Raw genomic sequence first — 26,421 nt, 5'->3', positions numbered from 1 at the left:
GTGGATCAGTGCTTCAGCGCCTGTTCGAGACTCTGGAGCAGTTGGTTAAGATTCACGGGCTTGCCGAGAAAGGCAAAAGCGCCGCCACTCATCGCCGCCGCCCTTGTTATACTGTCGCTATAGGATGTCATGAAGATCATCGGCGGTTTCAGCGTATCCTGTTTGTTCAGCACAGCCTGCAGCTCGATTCCCGTGAGACCGGGCATTTTGACATCCACGAGCATGCAGTCGATTGAGGCGCGATCCTGGTCGGCAAGATACTCTTCCGCGGACGCGAACAGGCGACTCTGGTAGCCGCAGGACAAAATGAGATCGTCAAGGGCTTCTCGGATCGACCGATCATCGTCGACGATGGCTATGACTGGCGTCTTGTGCAATTTCTTTGGGCCTTGCCGTATTGGATCAACAACCCGGTATATGCTCCTTCGAGACCGGTCCTTGTACCATACAAGGGTCTAGGTTTTGCCTCTCACAGCCCAAGCAGCTCGGCTTTGCGGACCAGATCTGCTACCGAGCGCGCGTCCATTTTGCGCATGACATTGCCGCGATGGAGTTTGACGGTGATCTCGCTGATGCCAAGGTTGAAGGCGATCTGTTTGTTCATGAGGCCCTGGACGACAGCCGTCATGACCTCGTGTTCGCGGCGGGTCAATGTCTTGGCCAGTTCCGTGACGGCGCCACTGGCCGCAGACTGTTGGCGCAGGTCCCGGTCTTTCTGAAACGCCACGGAGACAGCATCGAGGATATCCTGATCCCGGAACGGTTTGCTAAGAAAATCCACCGCGCCGGCCTTCATCGCCCGCACGGTCATCGGTATATCGCCATGGCCGGTCATGAAGATGATCGGCATCTGGTTGCCGAGTCTTTCCAGATGAAGCTGGAAGTCCAGGCCATTGGCGCCGGGCAGCCTTACGTCGAGCAGTATGCAGCCTGGCCGCTTGAGATCGGCATTGTCCAGGAAATCCTGAGCGCTTTCGAACGCTTGCGCTTGCGTTCGGATCGACAGGAAGAGATCGACAAGCGCCTCTCGGATCGACGGATCGTCATCCACGACGTAAACGACGGGCGTATTGTTGTTCGTGGTTTTGGCGAGTTTTCTGACATCATTCATTGGATAGCCTCCATCGGCACGATCATTTCGAACAGCGCGCCGCCTTCGATGTGATTACTGGCGGTCAGGGAGCCACCACGGGCTTCGAGCATGCTGCGGCAGATTGCTAGCCCCATGCCGAGGCCGGTTTCCTTGGTGGTGCAAAACGGCTTGAACAATTTTTCGAGAATGCCGGCGCTCAGGCCAGGCCCACTGTCACAGACACCGACCCGGACGCTCCGTCCATCCGCCGGATTGATCGATACCGAGATCCGTCGAAGATCTTCCGGCGTCGCGGCCATTGCCTGAATGGCGTTGGTTATTAGGTTGATCAGCACCTGCTGCAGTTCGATGCGGACAGCACGGACGCTGGTGATGCCGGAAGTCTCGCTCGTTTCGAATATAATCCGGTTCCGGGAAAGTTCGCTCTCCATCAATGTTTGTGTCTCGCTGACGAGATCGGCCAGTGACACTGGCTCAATGACTGGCGAGCGCTCGCTCAGCATCGACCGGGTGCTCTGAATGATGTCGCTGGCACGCTGGCTGTCGCGCACGATGCGTTCAGCAGACCGGGAGACCGCAGCCAGATCCGGAGGGTCACGGTCTAGCCAGCGCTGAAGGGTTTGTGCATTGACGACAATTGCGCCGAGTGGCTGGTTGAGTTCGTGGGCCAGCGATGCAGACAGGGCGCCGACGGTCGCCGCGCGTGAGGCCAGTGCGAGTTCAGCCTGGGCCTCGAACAACGCCTTCTGGGCCAGTTCCCGCTCGGTGATATCGAACATGCCGACAATGACGCGGTTGAAATTGGCCACGTCCGCTGGAAAGCCGACCGTCAGCAACACCAGCTTGGTGGTGCCATCGCTAGTGATGATCGTGCCCTTTCCCTCGAAATAGCTTTGGTTTTCAAATATTGCCACCATTAGCCCGAGAAAGGTGGCGTCATCCTGCGCGATGTAGCGGCGCATCGAGCCGCCGTTCTGTGCACTGACATTGCCGAGAAGCTCCAGTGCCGCGGCATTGGCGGCGACCGTGGGGACGCTCGCAATACAGTTTGAGATGAAGTCCGGATTGTCTCGCGCGTAGGCACGCAGATCGACGACACCCTGCGTCTTCAGTTTCATCAACAACGCGCGCACCTCAGAATAATCACGCTCCCACAGGGCGACGCGGCTCTGCTCGAAAATCGTCCGGTAGCGTTCCTCGCTACTCTGCAAGGCGACATTGGATTTTATCAGATCATGACGCGCACGGTGGTTCCTTATGATCAGCGCACAGGTAATCAATATGGCCGCGACGGCCACAGCCAGGCGCAATATTGCTGCAAGGTCGGCGTCTGTGCCGTGGGCAGCCACGTAAGATAACATTGAAAGACCAACACAGACCGCCGTCAGCAGCAACGTTCCCTTTTCTGTCAGCGTTTCCGCCGACAGTAGGAGTGTGATGACATAGAGCGTGGCGAGCGCGCTGTGAATGTCGGTGAACGTATCGAGATAGAAGACTGTTACCGCAAGAGCGAATGCGAACGACAGAATGCCAGTTTCGTAGCGTGCTGATAACCGTCGTTTTGGATTCACAAGTTCAAGCGAAGGCATGCCGGTTCCCACCTGGATGTCGATCGCGTCATCAAGCCATCCCGTTGGAGAAAACGCAATTCCAAAATCCGCTATTCGCGTGTGAACTCAATCTGATAGGCGGTAAAAAAGAAAGGCCATCCCAGGGCGGCTGGGATGGCCTCGATCGGATCGCGACATCCGCTGGTTCAGGGGGAGAGGCCGCCTGAACCGTCAGGGCCTCGGTGCCCAGCATGTCTTCTTGGGAGGAGGTTGAAGACATTCGATATCTAACCTCAGCCGCAGCGCTGCGAAACTATACCAAAGTGTGGGTTCGACTAGCCAAGCATTGGATGTTGCGGGCGCGGGGCCTGGTCTAAAAAGTCTCCAGCAGCCCGCTCAACCCAATGGAGATCATGATGGACCGCACACTCGCTGAAAAACACCGCAAGTCGCCGCTTGCAACACCGACAACGCTTGGCACAAACGCGACTGCCGATATATCCGGCGCACTGACGGCGCTTCTGGCCGATGTCTTTGCCCTTTACCTCAAGACCAAGAATTTCCATTGGCACATGAGCGGGCCGCATTTCCGCGACTATCACCTGATGCTCGACGAACAGGGCGAGCAGATTTTTGCGATGACGGACGATGTCGCCGAGAGAGCCCGCAAGATCGGCGGCACGACGATCCGCTCAATCAGCCATATTTCCAAACTGCAGCGCCTGCTCGACAACGATGCTGATTTCGTCACGCCGGCCGACATGCTGGCCGAACTTCGCGACGACAATCTCACGCTGGTGTCGTTGATGAAGGAGACCCACAATCTCTGCGACGAGCACGGCGATATCGCGACTGCCAGCCTGATCGAGAACTGGGTCGACGAGGCCGAGCGCCGCGCCTGGTTCCTGTTCGAAAGCACTCGAAGCGCCGAGTAAGCATATCGGCCCGTCGATGGTCATGTCGGCCAATATGGACTTGGCCGGCTCAAAATCTCGGGGACATCTCATGACCAGCGAATTTTCCCTCTCGCGCCGGCAGATTCTGCTGACCGGCACTACTATTTCATTGGCTCTGGCCATTCCGGCTTTCGCTTCTGAAAAGAAAATCTCCCCTCATCAGCAAGGAACCGGACCAATGATCCATAGTTTCGTGACCACCAAGGACGGCGTTGAAATCTTCTATAAGGACTGGGGTCCGAAGGATGCGCAGCCGATCGTATTCCACCATGGTTGGCCATTGTCGTCCGACGACTGGGATGCGCAAATGCTATTCTTCGTCAGCAAGGGCTACCGCGTCGTCGCACATGATCGCCGCGGTCATGGCCGCTCGTCACAGGTGAGTGACGGTCACGACATGGATCATTACGCCGCCGATGCCTCCGCCGTGGCTGAGCACCTGAACTTGCGCAACGCCGTCCATATCGGCCATTCGACAGGCGGCGGCGAAGTCGCTCGTTACGTCGCCAAATATGGGCAGCCGCAGGGCCGTGTCGCCAAGGCCATTCTTGTCAGCGCCGTTCCGCCGCTGATGGTCAAGACCGCAGCCAATCCTGATGGCACACCGATCGAAGTATTCGATGGTTTCCGTAACGCACTCGCAGCCAATCGCGCGCAGTTCTTCCTCGACGTTGCCTCCGGCCCATTCTACGGCTTCAACCGCGAAGGCGCGAAGGTCTCTCAAGGCGTGATCGACAATTGGTGGCGCCAGGGCATGATGGGCAGTGCCAAAGCCCACTATGACGGCATCAAGGCCTTCTCGGAGACCGACCAGACAGAAGACCTTAAGGCAATCACCGTACCGATGCTGGTCACACAGGGCGATGACGACCAGATCGTTCCCTACAAGGACGCCGCGGAACTTCAGGCGAAGCTGCTGAAGAACAGCACCCTAAAAATCTACAAGGGCTTCCCGCACGGCATGCTGACCACGCATGCTGACGTGATCAATCCGGATCTGTTGGCGTTCATCAACGCCTGATTGTACCCTATCCGAAGGCGTATGCAGCGCCCACCTCATGGCCGGAGCATACGCCATTCCTCGCCGGGCGGCCCAATTCACGCAACTCGCGATCCAGTAGCTGCAATGTTAGTTCCAAGTCGCGCGAGGAACAGAGCCGCATTGCGCGGGAGAGCGACATGAGGTTACAGGGCTTCCTAGATGTCCACGCGCTTGGAATAGCAGGGTCGGTGGTTCGGATCCGTTCAAGAGCCACGACAAGTCATATCGTTTTCCAGCTCACAGATCTCCATGCCGGGCGGTGGGCTCAGTCTCCGCTCTCAGCTGAAGGTAATGCGCTTTCAGGCGATCCAGGCTGAAAGCTCTGTTGAGCCCGCTGGGGTTAGGCAGTACCCAGGTTTGTGCTCCGGCAAAAAAGTCGCTTTGCTTGCCCCAGTCGCAGTCGGGCTTGGATGTGATTGCTGCAAAGGCCGCTTTGCCGAGAAAGGCGAGGTTCGCGGGCGCGAACTTCCTCATCTTTGCTTCAAAGAGAGGTGCTGCCTCTTTGTAGTCGCTCGTCGTTATCTCAATGGCACTCCTGGTCGCGCGGGAGACAACGGCGGTAATGCCGCATCCGTACTGGAGAAGCTCCTGCTCTTCTTCGGCCTGCAGGAGTCGCGGCGTGAAGCCGGAAAGATGTAGCACCTTCCAAAATCGGTTACTCGGAGACGAGAAGTTGCGCCCGTCCCGGACAGCCGTCAAGGCGGGGTTCAGGCCGCAGAAAACGACCGAAAGACGGAAGTCAAGAACGTCAGACAGCCCGACTGCCGCCTGCTCCGCATTCTGATGACGAACGATATCCGAGGACATCGGTTACGTTCTCCTGTCGATTGGTTACGCCGATTAATGCCGATCATTGCTTCGGGCGGCTGGAAAGGCCGGCAATCTGCATCATGACGGGGCTTATAACCTCCTCCTTATGGAGTTCGCCAATCAGCAGTTTGAGCCAGCTGAAGCCGACCCATAACGAAATCTTGTCATCAACCTCGTGCGCCTGCAGTTCGCCCCGGTTTGCCGCGTCAGTCAAAATTCGTCTGACGTCGGCCGTCCGTTCGGGAAGGAACCTGTCACGCAAGGCGGTGAGGGCTTCCGGAGTGCCTTGCGCCTCGGCGATCAGTCCGCGCAGCGCGGCTCCTGCCGGATGCGCTGCCCAGAAACGCCAGAGGCTTGTCGTGTATTGCACGAGATCAGCAACGAGGTTTCCGGTGTCGGGAACAGGCACGGAAGCCGACCGTTCGGTCGTATAGATGGCGATGAAGAGGTCGGCCTTCGTTGGATACCAGCGATAGATGGTGGTTTTTCCGGCACCGGCGCGTCGTGCGACCTCATCGACCGAAAATCCCGCATAACCCCTCTCCGAAATCAGGTCTCGGGCGGCGGCAAGCACCGCCGCTTCGGCGTCGGGGCTGCGGCGCGATCCGATCGAGGTTCGTTTCTTTGCTGTCGAGGTCTTTGTCTTCGTGGTCATCACCAGCACCTATCCCGACTCGCCACCACCGATCAATGGCGCGTGTTCTATCTTTCAACCAAACGTGCCCAGGAGGGCGAGGGGGCGAACTGCTCAGTGAAGTATTGCGTCTCTCTAGCGACGAGCCTGTTGTGAAATTCCATGATGCTCACCGCATAAGAGGGCTTGCCGTCATAGGTCAGAACGAATTCCGTGACCCATAGGTTAGCGCTGCCGGTGATCCGGCGAGCGCAAAACCGCTTCTTGTTGGGCTGGGCGAAGCGGCTTTCCTGGATCTTGCGGCGACCATGGATCCGCTCGCCGGACTGCGGATATTCAAGCAATGCATCGTCGTGATAGATTTCATGCTCAACGTCAAAATCGCCGGCGTCTGATGCGGCCCAATGCCGCTCGAGCGCCAATCTCACTCTTTGGTCTTCCATCTTGGCCTCCTATAACTGCCGTCGTACGAACTGAAACTGGAGCTCCGAGGGCGATCGAAGCCTGGCGGCGCGCCGGAGAAGCGTTGACGGTCGCCTTGCCCCTCCGGGAGAGCTTAACTTGCGATCTACGTCGATTTCGCCCGAGGGATGAAACCGGGAACGCCTGTCTCGACGACGCTGTTGAACCGAACGTTCGTCGATATGTCGGAACGGATCCGTACCATTTCCTGATCTGGAAGCGTCGAGATTGCGAAATTTTCCTCGATGCGAAGCGGTTTGATCGACGTCGTCAGGAAGGCGGTGCCGCGCTGTACGGCCCAGGCAAGGGCCACCTGCGCCGGCGTCTTATTGACGCGGTCGGCGATCCCGGTGATGACAGGGTCTGTAAGCAAGTTGGGCTCCATCGCATGGCCCAGTGGCGCAAACGCCAGCAGCACGATCCCATTGGCCTGGCAATAGTCGAGCAGCTCCCATTCGGGCAAGTAGGGATGGGATTCCACCTGTACGATGGCGGGCATGATGCGTGCGTTCGCGACGATCTCCTTCAGCTTGTCCAAGGTGATGTCAGATAAGCCTATCGACCGACAACGACCGCTTTCCACGAGCGCCTCGAGCGCGTGCCAGGTTTCGATCAAGCTGATCCCGGCATCATAGATGATCTGACCGTTCTCGTCTCGCGGATCCAGTTCCTCGCCCGGAAGAAAAGCATAAGGCGTATGGATGAGATAGGCGTCCAGGTAGTCGAGCTTAAGACGTCGAAGGCTTGCTTCAAGCGCCGCTTTCACCCGTTCCGGGCGGTGGTTTGTATTCCATAGCTTCGTTGTGACGAACAGATCCTCGCGCTGAACCGTCCCATCCGCGATCGCCTCGGCAATTGCCTCTCCGACTGCCTCTTCGTTGCGATATCGTTCAGCGCAGTCGAAATGGCGAAACCCAACAGATAGGGCCTTTGCAACGGCCCGCTTCGTCGTGGCCGGGTCGGGGATGAGGGTACCGAACCCAACGGCAGGCATTTCTTTGCCGCCTGTGGCAAGGGGGATTGTCCTGTGGCGCAGCATATAGGGGGCTTCCATCGGCCTACTCCTTTGACTTGAGAACAAAATTGAATGGCTGTGATCGTTTGCCGCTCTGCAAGAGCTGATCAAATAACGATCGCATGTTGAGATCCTTTGATTGGAGAGCGATCGGCTATTGGCCAACTGTAACACGATATCGACGGGTCTTGACGTCACGTTCGAAACCGAGGCGCTACGCGCCGCGATCGGCAAATTGTCGTGACCTTACATCACGCGGTCAGCGGATGCGCAGGGGAGGGCTTCATGAGGGCAACTACGATCAATCCAGCGACCGCGGCCGCGAACGTAATCCAGTACCCGTCGATATAGGCCGCGACATTGGCTTCGCGCTGCACGATCGTGGTTAGAACGCCGATCCCGCGCTTGGCAACGTCTGCTTTCGATTCCATCCCCATGCTGGACGCAAGTTGCGACAGCGTGGTTCCCCATCCGGGCGTCGTCCCGGTGACGTGGAGGCCGATAAGATAGGAATGCAATTGCTCGCGCTGTCTGATCCAGGTCACCATGATTGCCGCCACGGTTTCCGAACAGATCAATCTCATAACCTGCACGTAGGCCGTCAACGATATGGCTCGCGCGGGGTCTACGTTGCTGAAGAGGGTTGCGACGGCTGCAAGGAAGACGATTTCCTCTCCGAATGTCTGGAGGATCGTGATCAGTCGAAATTCGGGCAGTGACCACTGGCTCGTCAACTGGGTTCCAATCCAGGCGGACAGCAGGAAACATGTAAAGCCTATCGTCAGGGCGGCGCGCTGCTTGAGTTTCCGCACGAGCGCCACGGCAGTGAGGGTCGCGCCTGCAACCAGAAGGATCGCATACGGCGCCTCGAAATCCCCAATCTGCTCAGGCCGCAATCGCGCCACCGAAGCAAGGAAGTTCGGCTCGATCAGCGAACTGCCGAGGCTTGTTGTCATGAAACACGCAATGGCGGCGAACCCGAGCGCTATGTTTCGCGTGCGAAGAACCGAGACATGGGCCCAGGGATGTTCGACCCGAGACTCGTGCCACAGAAACGCGCATATCAGAAAAAAAGCCGAGGCAAGCAAGGACACGATGAGGCCAGACTGAAACCAATCAAGCCGATTGCCCTGATCAAGCGCGAAATACAGCGTCGTGAGCGCCGAGCCGAACAGTGCCATACCGCCCCAATCAGCACGCCTGAGAAGGGCATGGTCGATTCCAGCCGGTTTGGTCCCATACCAGAAGAGAATGCCGATCATCGGGGAGACAATAGCACCTTGCCAGTACAGCCATTGCCAGCCGATCGTCTGGGAATAGCTGCCGGCCGTATAGAGGCCGAGATTTTGCGCGAACGGGATCCGCAGGACGTAGAAGGAAAGAGCGATGATCCAATACCTGCGGTCAAGATTGCGGAAAGCAGTTAGCAGCGTTGCGCCGACGAACATGCCGAGGAAAACGGCCCTTAAAGCATGCAGCGCGACCAGGTCATTGAATCCGTGGACGAACGGGATGACCACGGAGATCGCCGAATAGAGTATGGTCGGAGCGACCATGACCCGCTTCACCCCGAACACCGCAATCAACCAGCCGATCGACGGGGCCACAAGGATCTGTGGCGCCGTTGCGAAGGTGCTCAGCCACGCGCCCTCATCGAAGCCGAGCCCGAAGGCGCCACGCAGATCCGAGAGCCCAATGCCGGCAGTGCGGACGTCGAACGCTGTCAATATCGATGCCATGATCATCGCCACGGCGATGTAGCCCTGGCGAGAGAGGTCGCGCCGATGTAAGTTCTCAGACATGGTCTTCGCCCTTGGTGGCGATGCGCGTCGTGACCGACATACCAGGCCGCAGCCGATCGAAATTTGGCTGATCCGAGTCGAGTTCGATCCGAACGGTGAGACGCTGCGCGACCTTTGTGAAGTTGCCGGTCGCGTTGTCAGCGGGCAGCAGAGCAAAGGTTGACCCAGTCGCAGGGGATATTTTCGATACCGTTCCATGGAATGCCGTACCCGGCAGCAAATCGATAGAGATATCAACCGACTGCCCTTCGTGAACCATGGACAGCTGGTTCTCCTTGTAATTCGCCAGGATGTAGATCTTCGGAAGCGGGACGATCGAGATCAGGGGCGTGCCCGCAGCAACGTAGTTCCCGACCTGCGCGTTTCGTCTGGCGACGATGCCATCGACTGGCGCTCGTACGTTCGTGTATCCGAGCTCCAGTTCGCGGGCGGCAAGATCTGATGCTGCGGTATCGAGATTTGCTTTCAGTATGTCGCGCTGTCTGGCGAGGACGTCGAGCTTGACCCTCTGAGCGGCGACGTTGGCACGCGCTACATCCAGGTTTGCAAGCGCCCGCTCGTGAGCGGCGGTCGCCTTTTCGAAGCTCTGGACCGTACTTACCCTCCCGTCGATGCCTAGCCTCGTCTGTCGCTGGAGCTCCTTCTCCGCCTCGACCTCTTCAGCGGCAGCCGCCTGTTGCTGGGCAACGGCCACGTCGATCTGCGTCAGTTGAAACGTGTGCTGGGTGTCGTTATCGCCAAGTTGAGCGTTGACGGCAGCGAGCCTCGCTTTCGCGCCACGAAGTGCGACCTCATAGGGCTTTCGGTCGATGGTGAATATCGGATCGCCCGCCTTGACCCGGGCGTAATCTTCGACCGAGATGGTCTCGACAGTGCCGCTGACGCGGGCGCTGACGGCGGAAATATCGGAGTAGACCGCAGCGTCGTCTGTGGATTGAACGCTTCTTGTCGCCACCCATGTATCCCAGCGCGTCGACGAAGCACCGACCGCAACGAACGCAATGATAATAGCGGTTGCCGGGACAATTAACGCCCGCAAATTTGCCGTTTCCTGCGGAGCGGACCGCGGTGCGCTCGCTTGCGAGTTGGCCGGTGCCGTCATGACACGCTCTTCCGGCCGTTCATCTCTTTGGTTCCTATTCAGTAACCTGATCATGTTCTCCACCATACCCCGGCTCATCGTCCGCTATAAAAACGTCGCTGCATGCTTAGTCATTGCGCCTCCAGGCGACTGACGTGTGCGTGCTATATAAACGATACGTATCGTTTATACAAGCGGCACGTCGGATATTGGTGTTGGGTAGGTGGACCAATATAACGCTGATCCGACGCAGCGGACCTAGGTCCGTGGCATAATCCCATTGATGCCGCAAAAGCGTTTGGCAGCCGGGGGCTGTGGAGCTTCGCTGCGATGCGAACCACACCACGCGGCGTCAGTTCGCGGAGAATCGCGGGGACCTTTGCCGCTTAAAGGCTCCGTAGAAAAGTTGGTCGCGACCAACTCTGCTAAACCTTTGTAGTCGTTAGGTTTTTGAATTTCGATATTTTTGAGCGAAATCACCAGCTGGAGGAACGATATTCGAGTGGACCGAGGTGATCTCCGATAGGCAGCAGCGCCGGTCGGTGGGAGAGGCGAGCCAGTCGTCGGATCATCGATCCTGCGGATCGGCCAAAGGCGCAGCATTGTGTGAAGAGGCGCTCGATCTCCCCACGCTGTTCGGCGTGTTTGACCGGATTGTCGTTCCTTAGTTTTTGCAGGTTGAGGATCTTCCAGCGGACGGCTGGCAAGGCGAGGGCGTGCGTCAGGCCGATAACCTCGATGTCGGGATCGCCATCGTGAAGGGACAGAAGAAACGTCCGGGGCCGGCAAGAAGACTTTATAAAAATGGAGAAATGTCTGTTTCAAACGGACTTTCACACCCGATCATGCCGCGGTGCAACCTACCCGTCATCGTTCGTCTTGAAGCCATTTTGCCCAAAGCTGCAGGAAAGCGCGGTAGTTCTTCATGCCCACGCGCAGAAAATGCAGGCTTTCGACCTCGCCGCTTTTCACGTTCGTACTCAGCCTCAAATGCAAGTCCAGGTCAAAGCGCTGTGAAACGGAACACCTCTGGCGCCTTGCAGCGGTTCAGGGCATCCTATGAAGGCTGAAAATTATGTTTATGGCAGTTGGAGGAATGCCTATGCGCTGCTTTACCGTGCTTGGACCCTCGCAGACCGGAAAATCAACAGTCGTGGAAAGGCTCGGCTCCCTGGAGGGGGCGCCGAGAAAATCCAGCTCCCCTTATGGATTGAACCTCACAGAATTCACCTTTGGAAACGAGGCGTGGTGTGCGCTGGATGCGCCAGGATCCAGCGAAGCGTTGGTGCATGCACAGCACGCGCTTCTTGCCAGCGACGCCTGCATCCTGTGCGTTTCATCGGCACCCGAGGAGGCTGTGCTCGCCGCGCCCTATCTGCGCGTAATCGAGGCCTCGGAGACGCCGTGCATCCTCTTCGTCAACCGGATGGACGAACCGGGAGGGCGGCTGAGGGACGTGATCGCCGCGCTTCAAGACTACGCCAACCACACGCTTTTGCTTCGCCAGATCCCGATCCGCGAGGGGGACAGGATCATAGGCAGTTGCGATCTGATTTCGGAACGGGCGTGGCGCTATCGGGAAGGCCAGACTTCGGCGCTGATCGCAATCCCCGAAAGCGCGGCCGAGCGCGAGCACGAAGCGCGCAGCGAGCTCCTGGAACACCTGTCCGAATTCGATGACCGGCTTCTCGAAGAACTGATCGAAGATCGCGAGCCGCCCAGCAACGCGCTCTATGCCATTTCATCGCGGGTTCTCAGGGAAAACAGGATTATTCCAGTCCTGATCGGTGCCGCAAGTCACGGCAACGGCATGATGAGGCTGATGAAGGCGCTGCGCCACGAGGCGCCGCCGGTGGGGGTTCTTCGACAGCGCCTGGCTCGTGCAGGCAATGTCGATGAAAACAAGCTGACCGCCATGAGCTTCCATGCCTATCATCGCCAGAATGTTGGTAAGACAGTGCTCGTGCGCGCGCTTGGCGAGGGACTGCGGCAGGGCGTCTCACTGGGCGGCTCCAGCCTCGGCGCCGTACAGCATCTCGCAAACGGGAAGTCCAATTCGGCGGTTGTGCCTGCGCTGGGGGACGTCTTCGCGACGGTCAAGTCCGACCACTTGCCCGTCCCTTCGCTGTTGACATCAGACGCGGTGGCCGCCCCGCCTGAGTGGACGGAGCCGACCACCCCGATGCTTGAAAGGATCCTAGTCCCGGGCAGCGAGCGCGATGAAAACAAGCTCTCCGAAACACTGGCAAAACTTTCCGAGACGGATCGCGGCCTAACGGTCTTGCAGGAGGAAAGCACAGGCGCCCATCTCGTCTGCGTCCAGGGGCCGGTGCATCTGCGCGATCTCTGCCGAACACTGTCCGACGTGTTTCATATCGACGTAACTGATCGAACGCCCAGCCCGATCTACCGCGAAACAATTGCGAAACCATCTGAGGTTCATTATCGTCACCGCAAACAGACCGGCGGTGCCGGACAGTTCGCGGATGTGAAGCTGAGCATTCGCCCCAATGAGCGCGGCCGGGGCTTCACCTTTAGCGAAACCGTCAAGGGTGGCACCGTTCCGCGCAACTACATCCCTGCTGTCGAAGCAGGCGCGCGCGAAGCGATGGAGAAAGGGCCGCTAGGCTTCAAGGTCATCGATGTCGGCGTAACGCTGTACGATGGTCAGCACCATGCCGTCGACAGTTCGGAACACGCCTTCCGAACTGCGTCGAAAATGGGAGTGCGACAGGCGCTTTCCCAAGGGGCGGCCGTTTTAATGCAACCGGTCTTCCGCAGCGAAATTCACATTCCTTCGATCTATTCCGGCAGCCTCGTCCAGAGCGTCTCCGCTCTCAAAGGTCAGGTTCTCGGCTTCGAACGGGATGAAACCGCCAAGGGATGGGACATCTTCCGGGCACTCATTCCGGGCGGCGCACTTGACGATCTGGCGCGGGCGCTGCGCTCGGCGACGCAGGGCATTGGTTATTTTTCCAAGACCTTCGATCACTTCGAGGAGCTATACGGCAAGGAAGCGGACGCCATCGTGAGGGCACATGAAGAACCAGGCGTGGCACACTGAAACGTTCGCACCATTTCATGCTCGTTCGCAGAATGGGGCTCATGTCGTTTGGCAGTCCGCCCGACTAGGCGCGCGGTGGCTTTCGGAAAAAGCAAATAAAAGTTGCGCAGATAGCTATCCAAGGGTTGCAATTTTTCTCTATGAATGAGGTGCCGGATGAGTTGAACGAGCAGGATTTCTTACGCCGCGAACTGCTAGATTTTTGACACCTCAGGCAGTAGTCCGACCGCTGAGCAGTACGTGGCGCAATGCCAAGCGTGTGCTCAGCGGATTTCGAAATCAAGCTTTGAGCGTCAGCAAGTCGTCCACGCCGAATGCCCCGTAGATGCCGCTTGTCACCTGGGCGAGCTGGTCGTTCATCTTTTGCACCTCTTCTCCCATCCCGATGAAATCGACGACCGTCCGGTTCGGACGCGAACCCGCCGGGGTCTGGACCAGGTTGACGATCGCCTCGCTGACCTTGTTGACGTCCTGCTCGGGTTTGGAAGCGAGGAACTGCTCGTAGCCAGCGAGAGCATGATCCGGAACCTTGGCGAATTGGCCGTAGCCCTCGAGGCGCGCCTCGTCGTGCGGATGGACGAGATTGCCGATCCATGACGTCTTGAATCCGCCTGGCTCGACGAGGACCACGTCGACGCCGAGCTGCGAAAGTTCGACACGGTAGCTGTCGCTCAGGGTTTCGACGGCGAACTTCGTTGCGCTATAGGGTCCATAGAACGGCATGCTCAGGCGACCAAGCAAGCTGGAAACGTTGATGACGAGACCGGAGCCCTGTCCGCGGAAGGTCGGCAGGACGGCACGCATCATGCGATGGACGCCAACGACGTTGATGTCGAAGAGACGCAGCATCTGCTCGGAGGTGAAGCCCTCCGTCAGGCCGTGCGTTCCGGTTCCGGCGACGTTAATCAAGACATCGAGACCGCCCACCGCCGAGATTGCGGCTTCGACGCCTTTCGAGACGCGGACGTCGTCGGTCACGTCAATATCCACGACATTCGCTCCGGCGGCACGAAGTTCGGCTGCGACAGCGGCGTTGCGCTCGTCTGGGTCACGCATGGTCGCAACCAGATCGTGACCGTTTTTCAGCAACGCACGGGCGGCCAACGCGCCGAATGCGCCGTTCGCTCCGGTGATCAAGACTTTCTTTCCCATCATCGTCTCCTTTGGATGGCTTGAGGATGAGGGAAAATTATCAGTTGCGAGAAATGAAACAATGTGGTTCAACGCAACACATGGTTCAGGAAAGCAGAACGATTGATTTGGAGGGGCTTCGGGTGTTCGCGGCCATCGCGCACTATGGGGGACTGACGTCTGCGGCGGCTGCCCTCGGGGTCTCCAAGTCTACGATATCGCATTCGCTGACACGGCTCGAGGAAGGGCTCGGGGGGCGCTTGTTCGAGAGAAGCTCCCGGCGGGTAGCGCTTACCCGCGAGGGAGAGCAGATGCTTCCGCGGGTGCAATCGCTTCTGGCCGAGGCCGACAATCTGTTGGAAGAAGCCGCGCGCACTTACACCACCCCGCGCGGGACAGTGAAAATTGCTGTACCACCCGCATTGGGGAGCGCCGTTCTCGAACGGCTCGTTCCTGAGCTACAGGAGCGCTATCCCGACATCGTGCTTGTCGTGTCTCCGAACTACGGGATGGACGATTTACAAGACCCCGTGTTCGACTTCGCGATCCGCGCCGGGCATGTCCATGACGATAGCCTCGTCGCCAACAGATTGGGGTCGTTCTCGCGCATCTTGGTTTGTGCGCCGACACATCCAGCCGCAAAGATCGGATCGACTGCGGATTTGAACGGTCTGCCGCTGCTTGCATTCTCGGGACGAGCACCCCGCGTGGAGTGGCGATTACAGTCCATATCGCAGCCGAAAAACGAGGTGTTGATCGACAGGCGAGCCAAATTTGCCGCCCAGGATTTCGACATGCTGGTGCGGCTGGCGCGGACAGGCCACGGGGTCGCCGAGGTGCCCGCGTTCATGGTACAGACCGACGTGAGGGATGGAAAGCTGGCCCACGTTCTGCCGGACTGGCGATCACCGCCGGTAGACGTAATGCTCGCCCACAGGGTCGGCGCAGCGCGGGTCAGTCGGGTCGCGGCGGCAATCGAGGTCGCTCGCGATTCCGTTGTTCAAGTCCTCGGAAAGAGCATTTGATCGGTCCTTGGAACCATGCATTTACGAGCGTCGAATGCAATCCAAGCCGACAAAGGGCCACGGTCTCGACATAGCGCCCTACAGATGGCATCAATAGTTTCGCGGCGGGCGTGTTGCAAATTTTCAGCGAGGCCAAAGGGACCGCACTGCGCGATTGATTTTCTTGCTTTGTTAACCTTTTAGAGCCCGAAGAGGCGTGCGAGTAGATCGTTTTGATCGTTGACGGTCCATTCGCCGTGAAGCCAAACCCCTTCCGCAGTCAGAGCATGGCTTCGAACGCAGCGATCGTTCGACGCGCGGTTTTGAAGGATCGGAACCAACGGGTCGTAGGTCCCGATCGGTACAAGCGCAAGAAGGGACAACGTATGGCCCGTCTCCACTTGAAATTTTTCCTGCTTCGGGCAGGACGTTAGCCGTCAACCCAGCAAGCGAAATCGTGAGGGCCTACAACTTCGCTGCCGATCTGAAACAGTATCCCTCCGAAAGGCACTGTCCACGGCATTGGGCCGTAATTAAAGGCAAACGTCAAGGCACCTCGTTTACGCAACCTGATGTGATCAGGTAGTTCGATCATGGCGACGCCCTCAGCCTTCAGGTAGTCCGCAAAGATCTGCCTGAGAAAATCACCGTCAATCCAGGCACCCAGATAGGAGCAGTTGCGTTGAGTGACCATTGCCGCCGAGCCGTCCTCATAGGTAAGATCGGCGGGAAGATCGGTCTCCAGACGCTCGGCCCAGTGGGTTGCCACGCCGGACGCCTTGCTACCGGTGAGGGAGAGCGAAACACCCGGTCGCAGCGACGAAACCTCGCTAACTTTTACTGAGACGAGCGATTGGAGCGCTCCGGGCGGCAATTCCCAGGGAACCGCATGAGATGTTGTCTTCGATCCTGTTCGCGGCCCGAAAATGATATGAGCGGTCGTCGCCTTGAAAGCAGCTAGGCTGCGGTCATCGATGATCGGCAAACACGGCACGAGCACAAGCTTGTAGCCCGCCAACGATTGTCCGGGTGCGACCACGTCTACGTCGACACCGAGCCGCCGGGCTGCCTCATACCACGCATGCAGCAGTAGCTTGTAGTTGAAGTCGTCACCCTGGGGCTGGATCCGGGTGATCCATGACGCTTCATAATCGAGGACGATCGCCACCTCCGCTCGCTCGACCGGGGGCAGATCGCCCATTACCTCTATTTCTCGCGCTACCTGCGCCACCTCCAGGCCGCCCGGAGACGGCTGTCGGTCGGGGCGCTGCAGGCCGGCGTGCATCTGTTCCTGCGCATACGGCAACTGCCGCCAGCGGAAATAACTGACGACTTCGGCCCCATGCGCGAAGGCCTCCCAGGTCCATAGACGCACCATGCCATTGGCAGGCGCCGGATTCCAGTGGGCCCAGTTCACGGGGCCGGGCTGCTGCTCCATGATCCAGAAGCGATCGTTGCGGATGCCACGGTAGAGATCGTGATGAAACGCCGAGAAATCCGGATGGGAGGTGTTGTACCAGCGCACCCGCTCGGCTTCGGGCAGTGGGAAATGCTCGACCTTGCCCAGGGGATAAGAATCCCAGCTGCAGAAATCTAGCGATTCAGCGAGCTTGAAATGATCGAAATTGTGAAAGAAGCCCATGAAGTTATGGGTTATGAAACGGTCGGGTGAATGCTTGCGGATGATCGCCGCCTGAAGCGCACAATACTCCGCCAGGCTGTCCGAGGCGTAGCGCCAGAAATCCAGGCGGGCCGCCGGGTTGGTCTCGGAGACTGCGCCGACCGGTGGAATGACCTCGTCAAAGGAATTGACTTCCATGGACCAAAAGACGTTTCCCCAGTCCTCGTTGAGCCTCTGCGGCGACTGATAGCGCTGGCTGAGCCAGTTGCGGAATCCGGCGGCATCTTCCGGTCCGTAGGAGAGGACGGTATCGTCACCGCCGAACTCGTTGTCGATCTGCCAGCCGACGACGGCCGGATGTCGGCCATAGCGTGCGGCCACCACCTCGACGATCCGTCGCGTTTCGCTCAGCCATTGCTCGCTGGCCGGCGTGTAGTGCCGCCGCGATCCGAACAGCCGCGCCTTACCGTCCTCGCCGACGGGCAGGACATCCGGATAGAGATCGACCAGCCATTTCGGCGCCGCAGCCGTCGGCGTGCCGAGAACGATCTTCAGACCTTCGGCGGCCAAAATCTCTATAGCCCGATCAAGCCAGTCCCAGTCGTAGCGTCCCTGTTCCGGCTCCATGCGGCTCCAGGCGAACTCGCCGATGCGCACGTAGCGGATGCCAATTTCGCGCATTTGCCGCGCGTCCTCCGGCCACCATTCCTCATTCCAATGTTCTGGGTAGTAACAAACGCCTAGCATGGACAAATTCCTGGGTAGTAAACGCGTTATTGTATGGAGTTGCGGACCAGCGCCGTGCCGCTGCTGTCGAATATCTGACAGTTGCCGGGGGTCAATCCGATTGCCATCGTTTCTCCGGTCCGGATCCGGTTGACGCCGTTGGTGCGCACCGTGATCGGCGTGCCCTCGACTGTCCTCAGGCTGAGCAAGGTATCGGATCCTAGATGCTCGACTAGTTCGACAACGCCCTGCATGACGGCGCTGGCTGCGCTGGCCTCGACGAAGTGCTCCGGACGCACGGCAAACGTCACCGCATCGCCGGCGGCAGCCCGTGCCCCGTTCAGCGGCATGGCCATCAAGACCTCCGAGGGTAACCGAACGTAGGCAACATCGGCTTCTATTCTTTCGATCACCGTCGGAAAGCTGTTGATCTTGGGCGAGCCGAGAAATTGTGCCACGAACAGGTTGTCGGGGTTGAGATAGAGATCGAGCGGCGAACCGACCTGCTCGATCTGGCCGCGATTGAGCACGACGATCTTGTCAGCCATCGTCATCGCCTCGACCTGGTCGTGGGTGACATAGATCATCGTCGAGCCGAGCTCCTTGTGCAGCCGCAGAATCTCGATGCGCATCTCATGCCTTAGCGCCGCATCGAGGTTGGAGAGCGGCTCGTCGAACAGGAAGACGCTCGGATCGCGGACGATCGCCCGGCCGATGGCGACGCGCTGGCGCTGGCCGCCGGAAAGCTGGGCGGGCTTGCGGTCGAGCAGCGGCTCCAGATGCAGCATTCTGGCCGCCCGGGAAAGCTTGTCGGCGATCTCCGCCTTAGCAACCTTGGCCATCCGCATCCCGAAGGTGATGTTCTCTGCCACCGTCATATGCGGATAGAGCGCATAGGACTGGAAGACCATGGCGATGCCGCGATTGGCAGAGTCGACATCGGTCATATTCACGCCATCGATCGTCAGGCTTCCGCCCGTCATGGTTTCGAGACCCGCGACCAGACGTAGCAGCGTAGACTTGCCGCAGCCGGAAGGGCCGACGAAAACGACGAACTCGCCATTATCGATGGTAAGATCGATGGCATCGATGACGCGGGTCTTGCCAAAGTCCTTGGAGACCTTCTCCAGTGTCACATAGGCCATTGCGTTGGTGTTCCTCAAAATTAGCCCTTGGTCGCGCCGAATGTCAGGCCTGCTATGAACTGGCGCTGCATCAGGAAAAAGACGATGACCGGCGGCATCGCTGCCAGCAGCGAACCGGCCGAGACCAGATGCCATGTGGTTGTCCAGGTTTCGCGCAACGCCTGCAGGCCTGCTGTCACCGGCCGGGCGGAATCCGATTGCACGAGCACCAGCGACCAGAAGAAATCGTTCCAGACGAAAGTGAAGACCAATACGAATAAGGCGGCCATGGCCGGACGGACCAGCGGCACGATGACATGCCAGAAGATCTTGAATTCGCCGACACCCTCGACCCGCGCCGCCTCGATCAATTCATCGGGCAGTTCGGCGATGAAGTTGCGCATAAACAGAGTGCAGAAGCCCGTCTGGAAGGCGATATGGAACAGGATCAGTGCCCATATGGTGTCATAGACGGGGATGACATGGATCGACAGATCTCGGACAGGGATCATTAACATCTGGAACGGCACGAAGTTGCCAGTGATGAAAAGCGCTAGCAACGCCGTGCTGCCAGGAAAGCGATATTTGCTGAGCGCGAAGCCTGCCATCGTCGCCAGTGCGATGGCACCGCAGACGGATACCAGCGTGATGACGGTGCTGTTCAAGAGAAAGCGCAGCATTGGCGATGAAGTGAAGACCTTGCGGTAATTCTCGACGAACATCGTCTCGGTCGGCCAGCCCCAATAATTGCCGGCGTTGAGATCCTGGACGGAGCGTATTGATGTCAATGCCACGGCGATGATCGGCAGAACCCAGATGATCAGGCCGATCCACACAGCGATGTGGTAACCGGCCCGTGCCTTGGCCGACGCGTTGGTGATGGGAGCAGGAAACATCGGCGCTACCTCTTGTTGCTGGGCAGTGAGCGCAGCAGATAGATGACGACGCAGACATCCATCAGCAGAAAAAGGCAGGTGGCGATAGCCGCACCATAACCGATGCGCAGCGCGCCGAATGTCTGCGCATACATGTAATAGGCGAGCACCGTCGAGGAATCGTATGGTCCGCCGCCGGTCATCACCGAGACCAGATCGAAGGATCGTAGCGCGCCGACGACCGAGACGATGACGGCGATCGAGGTCGCCGGCAGCAATTGCGGCAAGACGATATGCCACAACAACTTCCAGCCCTTGACGCCTTCCATTCGCGCCGCCTCGATCAATTCCGGATTGATGGCCGTCAGGCCCGTGAGATAGAGGATCATGCAATAGGCGACCTGCGGCCAGAGACCGGCCGCGATGATGGCGAAGGTCGAGAACCTCTCGTCTTCTAGCAGGGCGATCTTCGGCAGGTCGAGGGCGGTCAGGATATGGTTCAGCAGGCCGAATTCGGCATTGAAGAACCAGCCGAACATCAGGCCGACGACGACCTGGCTGATGACGAACGGCATGAAGTATAGCGACTTGACGAAGCGCATTGCCAGCCCCGCCTGGTTCAGAAACAGCGCCAGAGCCAGGCCAAAGGCAGGTGCGAACAGAAAGGCGACGAGCCAGTAGATATTGTTCTTCAGCGCTGTCCAGAAGACCGGATCGTCGCGGAACAACTCGACGTAATTGTCCAGCCCGACAAAGCGGTTCTCGCCGATCCCGTCCCAGTCATGCAGGCTTAGCCAGAGGCTTTCCAGCACTGGCCAGATGACGAAAATCCCGAACATGATCAAGGCAGGGGCGACGAACAGCGGCGGAGCGAGCCGTCGCTGATAGCGCTTCCATAGGCTTGGTGCGAAGGTGTTCGTGGACACATTGCTTACCATCGCAGGCTTATTCCTTGCATGCTCAGTTCGGGTATGCGCGTTTGGCGGCACGATCTATGTTCTGCAGGATGCGGCCAAGACGATCCGGGTGGACCAGAAACTCCTGGAAGCCGGTCATCGCGATCGTGGAGACGGCATCGGCGGTGTCTCGGTCGATGAACTGGGCATAGGACTGCGCGCCGGAAGCCAGCGACGCGCTTTCCTGCAGCAGGCGGTTTTCCGGCGGTTTTGCCTTCGGGTTGGCAGGGAGGATGTGATAGGCTTGCGTCATCTGCATCTGGACGTCGGCCTGGCCGAGATAGGCCAGGAATTTCTTGGCGTCCGGGATGTTCTTTGCCTTGGCTGGAATATGGTAGGTCTCGATCGGCGCATCCTCGGCGCGCGGCACGGTCGGGTCGATCGTTGGGAAATTCATCGCTTCCGTCACCGGCTCTGATTCGGGCGTCAGGCTGTCGATCAGATAGTTGCCCATCAGCATCATCGCTGCCTGGCCCTGGTTCATCATTGCCAGCCCTTCGCGCCAGGCGAGATTGGTGTGATTTTCAGCAAAGCAGTTGGCATCGACCATCTTCTTCCAGTCAGCAAACACTGTCTTGACCTTGTCGTCGGTCCAGCTGACCTTGCCGTTCATCAGATCCATATGAAAGGCGTAGCCGTTTTGCCTGAGGTCGATATAGTCGAACCAGCCGGCGAGCGGCCAGGGGGCTTTCGATCCCAGTGCCACCGGCGTAATGCCCTTGGCACGAAAGACCTTGCAGCTGGCGACGAGGTCGTCGAAGGTCTTGAACGGGGCGACTCCAGCGGCGGCAAATACATCCTTGCGGTAGTAGATGGCCCAGGTCGAATAGGAAGTCGGCATGCCGTACTGCTTGCCATCGACACTGATCGAATCCACCATGCCCGGACCAAATTCCGCCTTCACCTGTGGCGTCCAGATATCGCTGACATCGGCGAGCAGGCCGGGCTTCACGAACTGGGCCATCTTGTTTCCGGCATACCACTTGATGATGTCCGGCGGACTTGTCGTCAGCCAGTTGCGGATGGCGGTCTTGTTGCTTTCCTCATCGTAGAAGTTCACCTCCACCTTGATGTCCGGATTGGCCTTCTCGAAGGAAGCGACAGCGCCGTTGACGGCATCGCGATCGGGAGCGCTGGCAACAGACGCATTGAGGACGACCGTTCCGGCAAAGGCAGAGGATGCCGCCAGAGCGCTCGTACCGAGAAGCAGGCAAGCCAAGGAATGGGAAAGCTTCATGAATCGGTCTCGCTGGTTAGGACGATGAAGTGGTGAAAAAAACATCACACTTCACCTCTATATAAATTTTGTGCATATGGTCGTCGCGGTTTGGTATAATTTATTCTTGGATAGTTGGATCTCCATATATGACAGTGAGGCGCAAGGCTCCATTCGGCGTTGCCGAAGATCGATTTTCGGCCGATCGGCGGGAATTGGTGCTCCCCATGGCAAAGCCGCACGCCCACAATCAAATCGAGATCAATTATCTCTACGCTGGTGCAGTTACCTATCTCTACAACGGCAAGATGGTGGAGGTGACGGAAGATGATTTCGTCTTTTTCTGGGGCGCGATTCCGCACCAGGCCATTGCTGTGAAGCCGCACAGTCGCTTCGTATGCATTTATGTGCCACTCGAAATGTTCATGTTCGCTCCGTTCAGTCCGGAGTTGAAATCAGCCATTCTGGCCGGTGGCTTCATCAAGATCGGCGAACGCCTGCCCATGGATGACGCCCTGATGCGGCAAATTCGCTTTGAACTGCAGACCAGCGATCCGTTCTTGTCCGAGCTTAACTATCGTCACCTGGAATTGCGCCTCAGACGCGCCGATACAAAAGGGTGGATCAACCTGGTTGACATCTCGCCTTCGCACGCCTCGTCGCCGGGCAACACGCACCGGAAGATCATCGAAATGACCCGTTACATCAGCGAGCGATCCGATTCTGCATTGACGGTGGCCGCGATTGCCGAGGCGGTGTCGCTGCATCCGAAATATGCCATGACCTTGTTTCATAAATCGCTTGGGATGACGATCACACAATACCTCACCCGGCGAAGGCTTGTAACAGCACAAAGACTGCTGGTTACTAGCGAGAAGAACGCCGCAGCAATTGCCTATGAGTCGGGCTTCGGCTCTGTCAGCCGTTTCTATGCTGTTTTTCGCGACCAGATCGGGATGTCCCCGCGGGAATTCCAGGATGTTTATGATCAGAAGGGGGTATCGTCGTGATAGTGAGCAATTTCACCGGCCCCATAGGGGATTACTACCCGTCTTCTCTGGAAACGCGTGTCATGCCCTCGCGATGGCAACCACTTGGTTAAATGTCCGTGTTTGACGCTTCAATCTCTACCCCGCGACGCTGAACAGATGGGTTGTGAAATATTCACCGCTTATTGCCTGTAAGGCTCAGCGCCGGAAATCTGCAACCAGCAGCTCCTGGCGGATGGACGAGACCTATATCCAGGTCAAAGGCCGGTGGACCTATTTCTATCGTGCTGTCGACAAATTCGGCAAAACCCTCGATTTTATGCAGTCTGAGCACCGCGACGAGGCTGCGGCCAGCGCCTTCTTCGCTCGCATGATCGAGAACAACGGCAGGCCCGAAAAGGTTGTCATCGACAAGAGCGGGACCAATCTGGCAGGCTTGCAAAACATGAACTGGATGCTGCTGTTGCCGGGATGGTTCTGGCTGATCGAGCAAGACCAGCGGTTTATCAAGAAACTGACCCGCCCGATGAAGGGCTTCAAATTTTTTCAGTCTGCGTCAGCGACACTGGATGGTATCGAGGTGGCCCACATAATCCGCAAGCGGCAATTTTCAACCAATGGCCAACCCGCACTTAAGCAATTCACCGCGCTCGCTGCATAACTGTGCCCAGCGATAGCGTTTCTACGACCTTCCCAAAAGTTTGCGACAAAACCTCTGGCGTTGAGCGCCGAACGCTAGCCGCTTCGCGGACGTTCTTTTGCGGCCACACTGCGCAGGCAGAAGGCCAAGGGCAACTCGGCACAGGATAATCCGGATGTCGTCGATCCGGACGGTGCGTCATTCTGATGACGACTACCCGCGTTGATAATAGTTGATAAGTGCTCTATATTGGAACCATCGCGACCGATGGAGAAATTCACATGATCAGTGCTGATCTTGGCAAGCAGCTCGAAAGCTATATCCAGACGCTTGTCGACGCGGGCCGATACGGCTCCAAGAGTGAGGTTTTGCGGGAAGGCGTACGATTGATCCAGGATCGTGAAACGAAGCTAGCCGCGCTGGATGCATCAATCATGCGTGGGATAGCCGATGCTGACGCCGGTCGCACGGCACCTGCCAGCGAAGTCTTTGGACGTCTGGAAGACAAGTATCGCGCCATGGCGGAACAGGCTGAAAAGTCGGCATGACGGTCTACTTTTCGTCCGAAGCGGAAAGTGATCTTGAGCGGATCGCGGACTACATTGCAGTAGACAATCCACGCCGCGCGCTTTCATTGGTCCAAGAGCTACGCGGCAAATGCGAAAGCCTCGCAGACGCTCCGCTAGCGTTTCCTTTGCTGCCCCGCTATGAACGGCACGGAATCCGCCGCCGCGTGCATGGAAATTACCTGATTTTCTATCGGGTGGATGGAGAAAACGTTGTCGTCATCCACGTTCTGCACGGAGCGATGGACTATGCCGCTATATTGATTGAGCCCTAGAAAGGGTGGAATCTTGGGATTCCCCATTTTGCTACAAGCACACTCACCATCATAAAGGATTGATGCGTTAGTAGCGTTGATTGGCCCTTTTGATGGATGAATTGGTTCCTTATGGGGAAAGAAGCGATCCAGTAGGATTGGCCGAAAATTTTTATCCAATTTTGAGTGGCCGGCAATTGCAGGACGGCGGGGAAGTTGACGACCTCATCATGGCGAGGCGACTTGGCGGATGATCTCCAGCGTTGCCGGGCTGGTACCACACAGGACCGGCCCTTCGTCATGCTACTATCGAGGATTTGCCGTTTCTTGTGGTTTTTGGAGTTCGCCGGCAGCCTTCATCAGCAGCCGCCTTGATCGCCAGACGGGGCTTTGGCTCCGCCCACTTTCTTATCAGCCTTGCCTAGCCGGTCCCTCACAAGACCTGCCCATCGTCTTGTCGCTATCGCTGTCTGCCAACGCGGGGGCTCAAAGGAAACATCTCCGCTTGGTCGTTCCATGGATCGAACACCATCGCGCCCGACGGCTTCGTGTCCTTAACGTTGCGTGTGACCAGATAGAGATCGTGCTCGATCGCCGTTGCCCCGAGCATCGTGTCGATCACCCGCGGCGGATGGCCGCTCGCGCGCTTCACTTCACCAGAAGTGCGGCCCCAACGGCGAACGATATCGTCATCCAGAGACAGGACACGCGTGCCGAAGCGCTCGGCCAGCGCATCGCGCGACGCGATGTAGCGCGGCCGATCGGCGTGGTCGTCGGGAAGGTTATGAATTCCTTTGTCATATTCGGCGAGCGTCAGAACGCTGATGTGGAAGGTCTCTTCGTCCTGTCCAGCGGCCCAGGCTTTTACCGATAGGCCGCCCTGCGGATTGATCAGGGCGGCCACGACATTCGTGTCGAGCAGCCAGCCCCTCAAAGCTCGACATCCCGGCCGTGATCGGCCTCTCGTGTCAGATCAAGTCCGCCGAGATGCAAGCCCTCCATGAATTCAACGAACGGTGTCCGAGGCTTTTCCGGAGCGAGCCGCTCGAACTCTTCAACGCTCATCACGACGACTGCATCGTGACCGCGCACAGTCACGCGCTGCGGCCCGTTTTCGCGCGCATGCCGCACCACCTCGCTGAACCGCGCCTTCGCGTCTTCAAGCTTCCATCGTCCGCCCGCCGTCCGGCTGCCAGACCTCTTTGTCTTCGTTAGTTCCGCGCGCTTACTCATCGATCTGTTCCTAGTCAGCTAGTCAGATACATAGCATGCCTATCGCCGGACTTCCACATCGCGCTACTCCCGCTAGGTCGCCCGTGCCGCGATTGGCCCGAAACCTACTTTCAGAGAACTGCGCGCAAACCAGGTATTCGCCGGGCCACAAAGCCGACAATGAGAAAGCTTGCCAGGATGCCGCCCAGACTGGCGAGCGCGAATTTGGGGCCCATGGAAGCAGGTAAAAAGTGCAGCGAACGTGTAATCGCGACTAAGATCGGCGCATTCAAGACGTAGACGCCGAACGCATTGCGCGTGAGGAAGCGAGCGATGGGTCCTTGGCTGTCAAAGCGGTCTCGGTAGAGGACGATTGCCCTAACGAGAGAGCAAGACAGGTGAATGAGCGCCAGGCGTCCATGCCGGCAGGGCATCGTAATGTCTGGATGGCGCCCGCTTGGCAAGGTGATTTCGGCGATGTTTGAGCGTTGCGGGTCGGGTGCAGTCATGTCTCCGGCCTGTAAGCGCGGTTTGATATGACCGCTGGCCCTGATGTTTTGCGCTCAAACCGATCCCTATCACCTTATCGCGCTTTGAC

General features: G+C 58.2%; 25 protein-coding genes and 2 pseudogenes. 8 read left to right on the top strand and 19 right to left on the bottom strand.

The window, feature by feature from the left end; genetic code table 11:
* Window positions 1–5: 5 nt before the first annotated feature.
* The 3 genes from FHT28_RS15565 to FHT28_RS15555 all read right to left on the bottom strand — a co-directional run bounded on the left by FHT28_RS15565 (window position 6) and on the right by FHT28_RS15555 (window position 2,682).
* A complete protein-coding gene (locus FHT28_RS15565) occupies window positions 6–377 on the bottom strand; it encodes a response regulator (RefSeq protein WP_168596676.1) in 372 nt (123 codons plus the stop codon).
* A gap of 92 nt (window positions 378–469) precedes the next feature.
* On the bottom strand, window positions 470–1,111 hold the full coding sequence (locus FHT28_RS15560) for a response regulator transcription factor (RefSeq protein ID WP_168596675.1): 642 nt from the start codon (window positions 1,109–1,111) through the stop codon (window positions 470–472).
* Complete coding sequence (locus FHT28_RS15555) at window positions 1,108–2,682, bottom strand: ATP-binding protein (RefSeq protein WP_168596821.1); 1,575 nt, start codon at window positions 2,680–2,682, stop codon at window positions 1,108–1,110. The genes FHT28_RS15560 and FHT28_RS15555 overlap by 4 nt, the downstream gene beginning before the upstream one ends.
* 377 nt (window positions 2,683–3,059) lie before the next feature.
* Here FHT28_RS15555 and FHT28_RS15550 point away from each other — a divergent pair, with 377 nt between their 5' ends.
* Together FHT28_RS15550 and FHT28_RS15545 are read left to right on the top strand one after the other, a co-directional pair.
* Complete coding sequence (locus tag FHT28_RS15550) at window positions 3,060–3,578, top strand: DNA starvation/stationary phase protection protein (protein ID WP_047557598.1); 519 nt, start codon at window positions 3,060–3,062, stop codon at window positions 3,576–3,578.
* Between the two features lie 70 nt (window positions 3,579–3,648).
* A complete protein-coding gene (locus FHT28_RS15545) occupies window positions 3,649–4,620 on the top strand; it encodes an alpha/beta hydrolase (protein WP_168596674.1) in 972 nt (323 codons plus the stop codon).
* A gap of 258 nt (window positions 4,621–4,878) precedes the next feature.
* Here FHT28_RS15545 and mug read toward each other — a convergent pair whose 3' ends face one another.
* The 6 genes from mug to FHT28_RS15515 form a co-directional block, all read right to left on the bottom strand.
* Window positions 4,879–5,448: a G/U mismatch-specific DNA glycosylase gene (mug, locus tag FHT28_RS15540; protein ID WP_047640071.1), complete on the bottom strand. Its 570-nt coding sequence runs from the start codon at window positions 5,446–5,448 to the stop codon at window positions 4,879–4,881.
* Between the two features lie 43 nt (window positions 5,449–5,491).
* Window positions 5,492–6,106 (bottom strand): TetR/AcrR family transcriptional regulator, encoded by a 615-nt coding sequence (locus tag FHT28_RS15535; RefSeq protein WP_168596673.1) that lies wholly within the window; start codon window positions 6,104–6,106, stop codon window positions 5,492–5,494.
* Window positions 6,107–6,153: 47 nt separating this feature from the next.
* The gene (locus FHT28_RS15530) at window positions 6,154–6,528 is read right to left on the bottom strand and encodes a nuclear transport factor 2 family protein (RefSeq protein ID WP_168596672.1); all 375 of its coding nucleotides are present in this window, start codon (window positions 6,526–6,528) and stop codon (window positions 6,154–6,156) included.
* Between the two features lie 125 nt (window positions 6,529–6,653).
* Window positions 6,654–7,601: an aldo/keto reductase gene (locus tag FHT28_RS15525; protein WP_246704868.1), complete on the bottom strand. Its 948-nt coding sequence runs from the start codon at window positions 7,599–7,601 to the stop codon at window positions 6,654–6,656.
* A gap of 212 nt (window positions 7,602–7,813) precedes the next feature.
* On the bottom strand, window positions 7,814–9,364 hold the full coding sequence (locus FHT28_RS15520; protein ID WP_168596671.1) for an MFS transporter: 1,551 nt from the start codon (window positions 9,362–9,364) through the stop codon (window positions 7,814–7,816).
* Window positions 9,357–10,319 carry an HlyD family secretion protein gene (locus tag FHT28_RS15515; protein ID WP_348644986.1) on the bottom strand — a complete coding sequence of 321 codons (963 nt, stop codon included), beginning with the start codon at window positions 10,317–10,319 and terminating at the stop codon, window positions 9,357–9,359. Before FHT28_RS15515 ends, FHT28_RS15520 begins: the two co-directional genes overlap by 8 nt.
* A gap of 1,228 nt (window positions 10,320–11,547) precedes the next feature.
* On the opposite strand from FHT28_RS15515, the gene FHT28_RS15505 reads away from it, so the two are divergent.
* Window positions 11,548–13,509, top strand: a complete 1,962-nt coding sequence (locus FHT28_RS15505) for an elongation factor G (RefSeq protein WP_168596669.1) — start codon at window positions 11,548–11,550, stop codon at window positions 13,507–13,509.
* A 279-nt stretch (window positions 13,510–13,788) separates the two neighbouring features.
* On the opposite strand, the gene FHT28_RS15500 is transcribed toward FHT28_RS15505, so the two are convergent.
* Window positions 13,789–14,661 carry an SDR family NAD(P)-dependent oxidoreductase gene (locus FHT28_RS15500; protein ID WP_168596668.1) on the bottom strand — a complete coding sequence of 291 codons (873 nt, stop codon included), beginning with the start codon at window positions 14,659–14,661 and terminating at the stop codon, window positions 13,789–13,791.
* Window positions 14,662–14,687: 26 nt separating this feature from the next.
* Between FHT28_RS15500 and FHT28_RS15495 the strand changes: the two genes are divergently transcribed.
* A complete protein-coding gene (locus FHT28_RS15495; RefSeq protein ID WP_168596667.1) occupies window positions 14,688–15,665 on the top strand; it encodes a LysR family transcriptional regulator in 978 nt (325 codons plus the stop codon).
* A gap of 179 nt (window positions 15,666–15,844) precedes the next feature.
* On the opposite strand, the pseudogene FHT28_RS15490 reads toward FHT28_RS15495, so the two are convergent.
* The 6 genes and pseudogenes from FHT28_RS15490 to FHT28_RS15465 all read right to left on the bottom strand — a co-directional run.
* Window positions 15,845–15,981 (bottom strand): annotated as a pseudogene (locus FHT28_RS15490) (IS6 family transposase); the annotation flags it as partial.
* A 93-nt stretch (window positions 15,982–16,074) separates the two neighbouring features.
* Window positions 16,075–18,012 (bottom strand): beta-galactosidase, encoded by a 1,938-nt coding sequence (locus FHT28_RS15485; protein ID WP_047557266.1) that lies wholly within the window; start codon window positions 18,010–18,012, stop codon window positions 16,075–16,077.
* Window positions 18,013–18,038: 26 nt separating this feature from the next.
* Window positions 18,039–19,136, bottom strand: coding sequence for a sn-glycerol-3-phosphate ABC transporter ATP-binding protein UgpC (ugpC, locus tag FHT28_RS15480; protein ID WP_047557263.1), 1,098 nt, complete (start codon window positions 19,134–19,136; stop codon window positions 18,039–18,041).
* Window positions 19,137–19,156: 20 nt separating this feature from the next.
* Window positions 19,157–20,011: a carbohydrate ABC transporter permease gene (locus tag FHT28_RS15475; protein ID WP_047640059.1), complete on the bottom strand. Its 855-nt coding sequence runs from the start codon at window positions 20,009–20,011 to the stop codon at window positions 19,157–19,159.
* Between the two features lie 5 nt (window positions 20,012–20,016).
* A complete protein-coding gene (locus FHT28_RS15470; RefSeq protein ID WP_168596666.1) occupies window positions 20,017–20,928 on the bottom strand; it encodes a sugar ABC transporter permease in 912 nt (303 codons plus the stop codon).
* A gap of 22 nt (window positions 20,929–20,950) precedes the next feature.
* Window positions 20,951–22,183 carry an extracellular solute-binding protein gene (locus tag FHT28_RS15465; RefSeq protein ID WP_047640056.1) on the bottom strand — a complete coding sequence of 411 codons (1,233 nt, stop codon included), beginning with the start codon at window positions 22,181–22,183 and terminating at the stop codon, window positions 20,951–20,953.
* A 128-nt stretch (window positions 22,184–22,311) separates the two neighbouring features.
* On the opposite strand from FHT28_RS15465, the gene FHT28_RS15460 reads away from it, so the two are divergent.
* The 4 genes and pseudogenes from FHT28_RS15460 (at window position 22,312) to FHT28_RS15445 (ending at window position 24,632) form a co-directional block, all read left to right on the top strand.
* A complete protein-coding gene (locus FHT28_RS15460) occupies window positions 22,312–23,172 on the top strand; it encodes a helix-turn-helix domain-containing protein (protein WP_047640055.1) in 861 nt (286 codons plus the stop codon).
* A gap of 124 nt (window positions 23,173–23,296) precedes the next feature.
* A pseudogene (locus tag FHT28_RS15455) lies at window positions 23,297–23,812 on the top strand (IS6 family transposase); the annotation flags it as partial.
* Between the two features lie 260 nt (window positions 23,813–24,072).
* Window positions 24,073–24,339 (top strand): type II toxin-antitoxin system ParD family antitoxin, encoded by a 267-nt coding sequence (locus FHT28_RS15450; protein ID WP_168596665.1) that lies wholly within the window; start codon window positions 24,073–24,075, stop codon window positions 24,337–24,339.
* Entirely contained in the window at window positions 24,336–24,632 is a 297-nt protein-coding gene (locus tag FHT28_RS15445; protein ID WP_168596664.1) for a type II toxin-antitoxin system RelE/ParE family toxin, read from the top strand. Before FHT28_RS15450 ends, FHT28_RS15445 begins: the two co-directional genes overlap by 4 nt.
* A gap of 439 nt (window positions 24,633–25,071) precedes the next feature.
* Here FHT28_RS15445 and FHT28_RS15440 read toward each other — a convergent pair whose 3' ends face one another.
* The 3 genes from FHT28_RS15440 to FHT28_RS15430 all read right to left on the bottom strand — a co-directional run bounded on the left by FHT28_RS15440 (window position 25,072) and on the right by FHT28_RS15430 (window position 26,332).
* Complete coding sequence (locus FHT28_RS15440) at window positions 25,072–25,545, bottom strand: type II toxin-antitoxin system VapC family toxin (protein ID WP_168596663.1); 474 nt, start codon at window positions 25,543–25,545, stop codon at window positions 25,072–25,074.
* Entirely contained in the window at window positions 25,542–25,844 is a 303-nt protein-coding gene (locus FHT28_RS15435) for a type II toxin-antitoxin system Phd/YefM family antitoxin (RefSeq protein ID WP_168596662.1), read from the bottom strand. The genes FHT28_RS15440 and FHT28_RS15435 overlap by 4 nt, the downstream gene beginning before the upstream one ends.
* Window positions 25,845–25,954: 110 nt before the next feature.
* Window positions 25,955–26,332, bottom strand: a complete 378-nt coding sequence (locus FHT28_RS15430) for a hypothetical protein (protein ID WP_168596661.1) — start codon at window positions 26,330–26,332, stop codon at window positions 25,955–25,957.
* Window positions 26,333–26,421 lie beyond the last annotated feature (89 nt).

The organism is Rhizobium sp. SG570, from assembly GCF_012275345.1.
Lineage (GTDB): Bacteria > Pseudomonadota > Alphaproteobacteria > Rhizobiales > Rhizobiaceae > Rhizobium > Rhizobium lusitanum.
The sequence above is the reverse complement of the archived record's forward strand: the minus strand, read 5'-3'. Positions and strand labels throughout refer to the sequence as shown.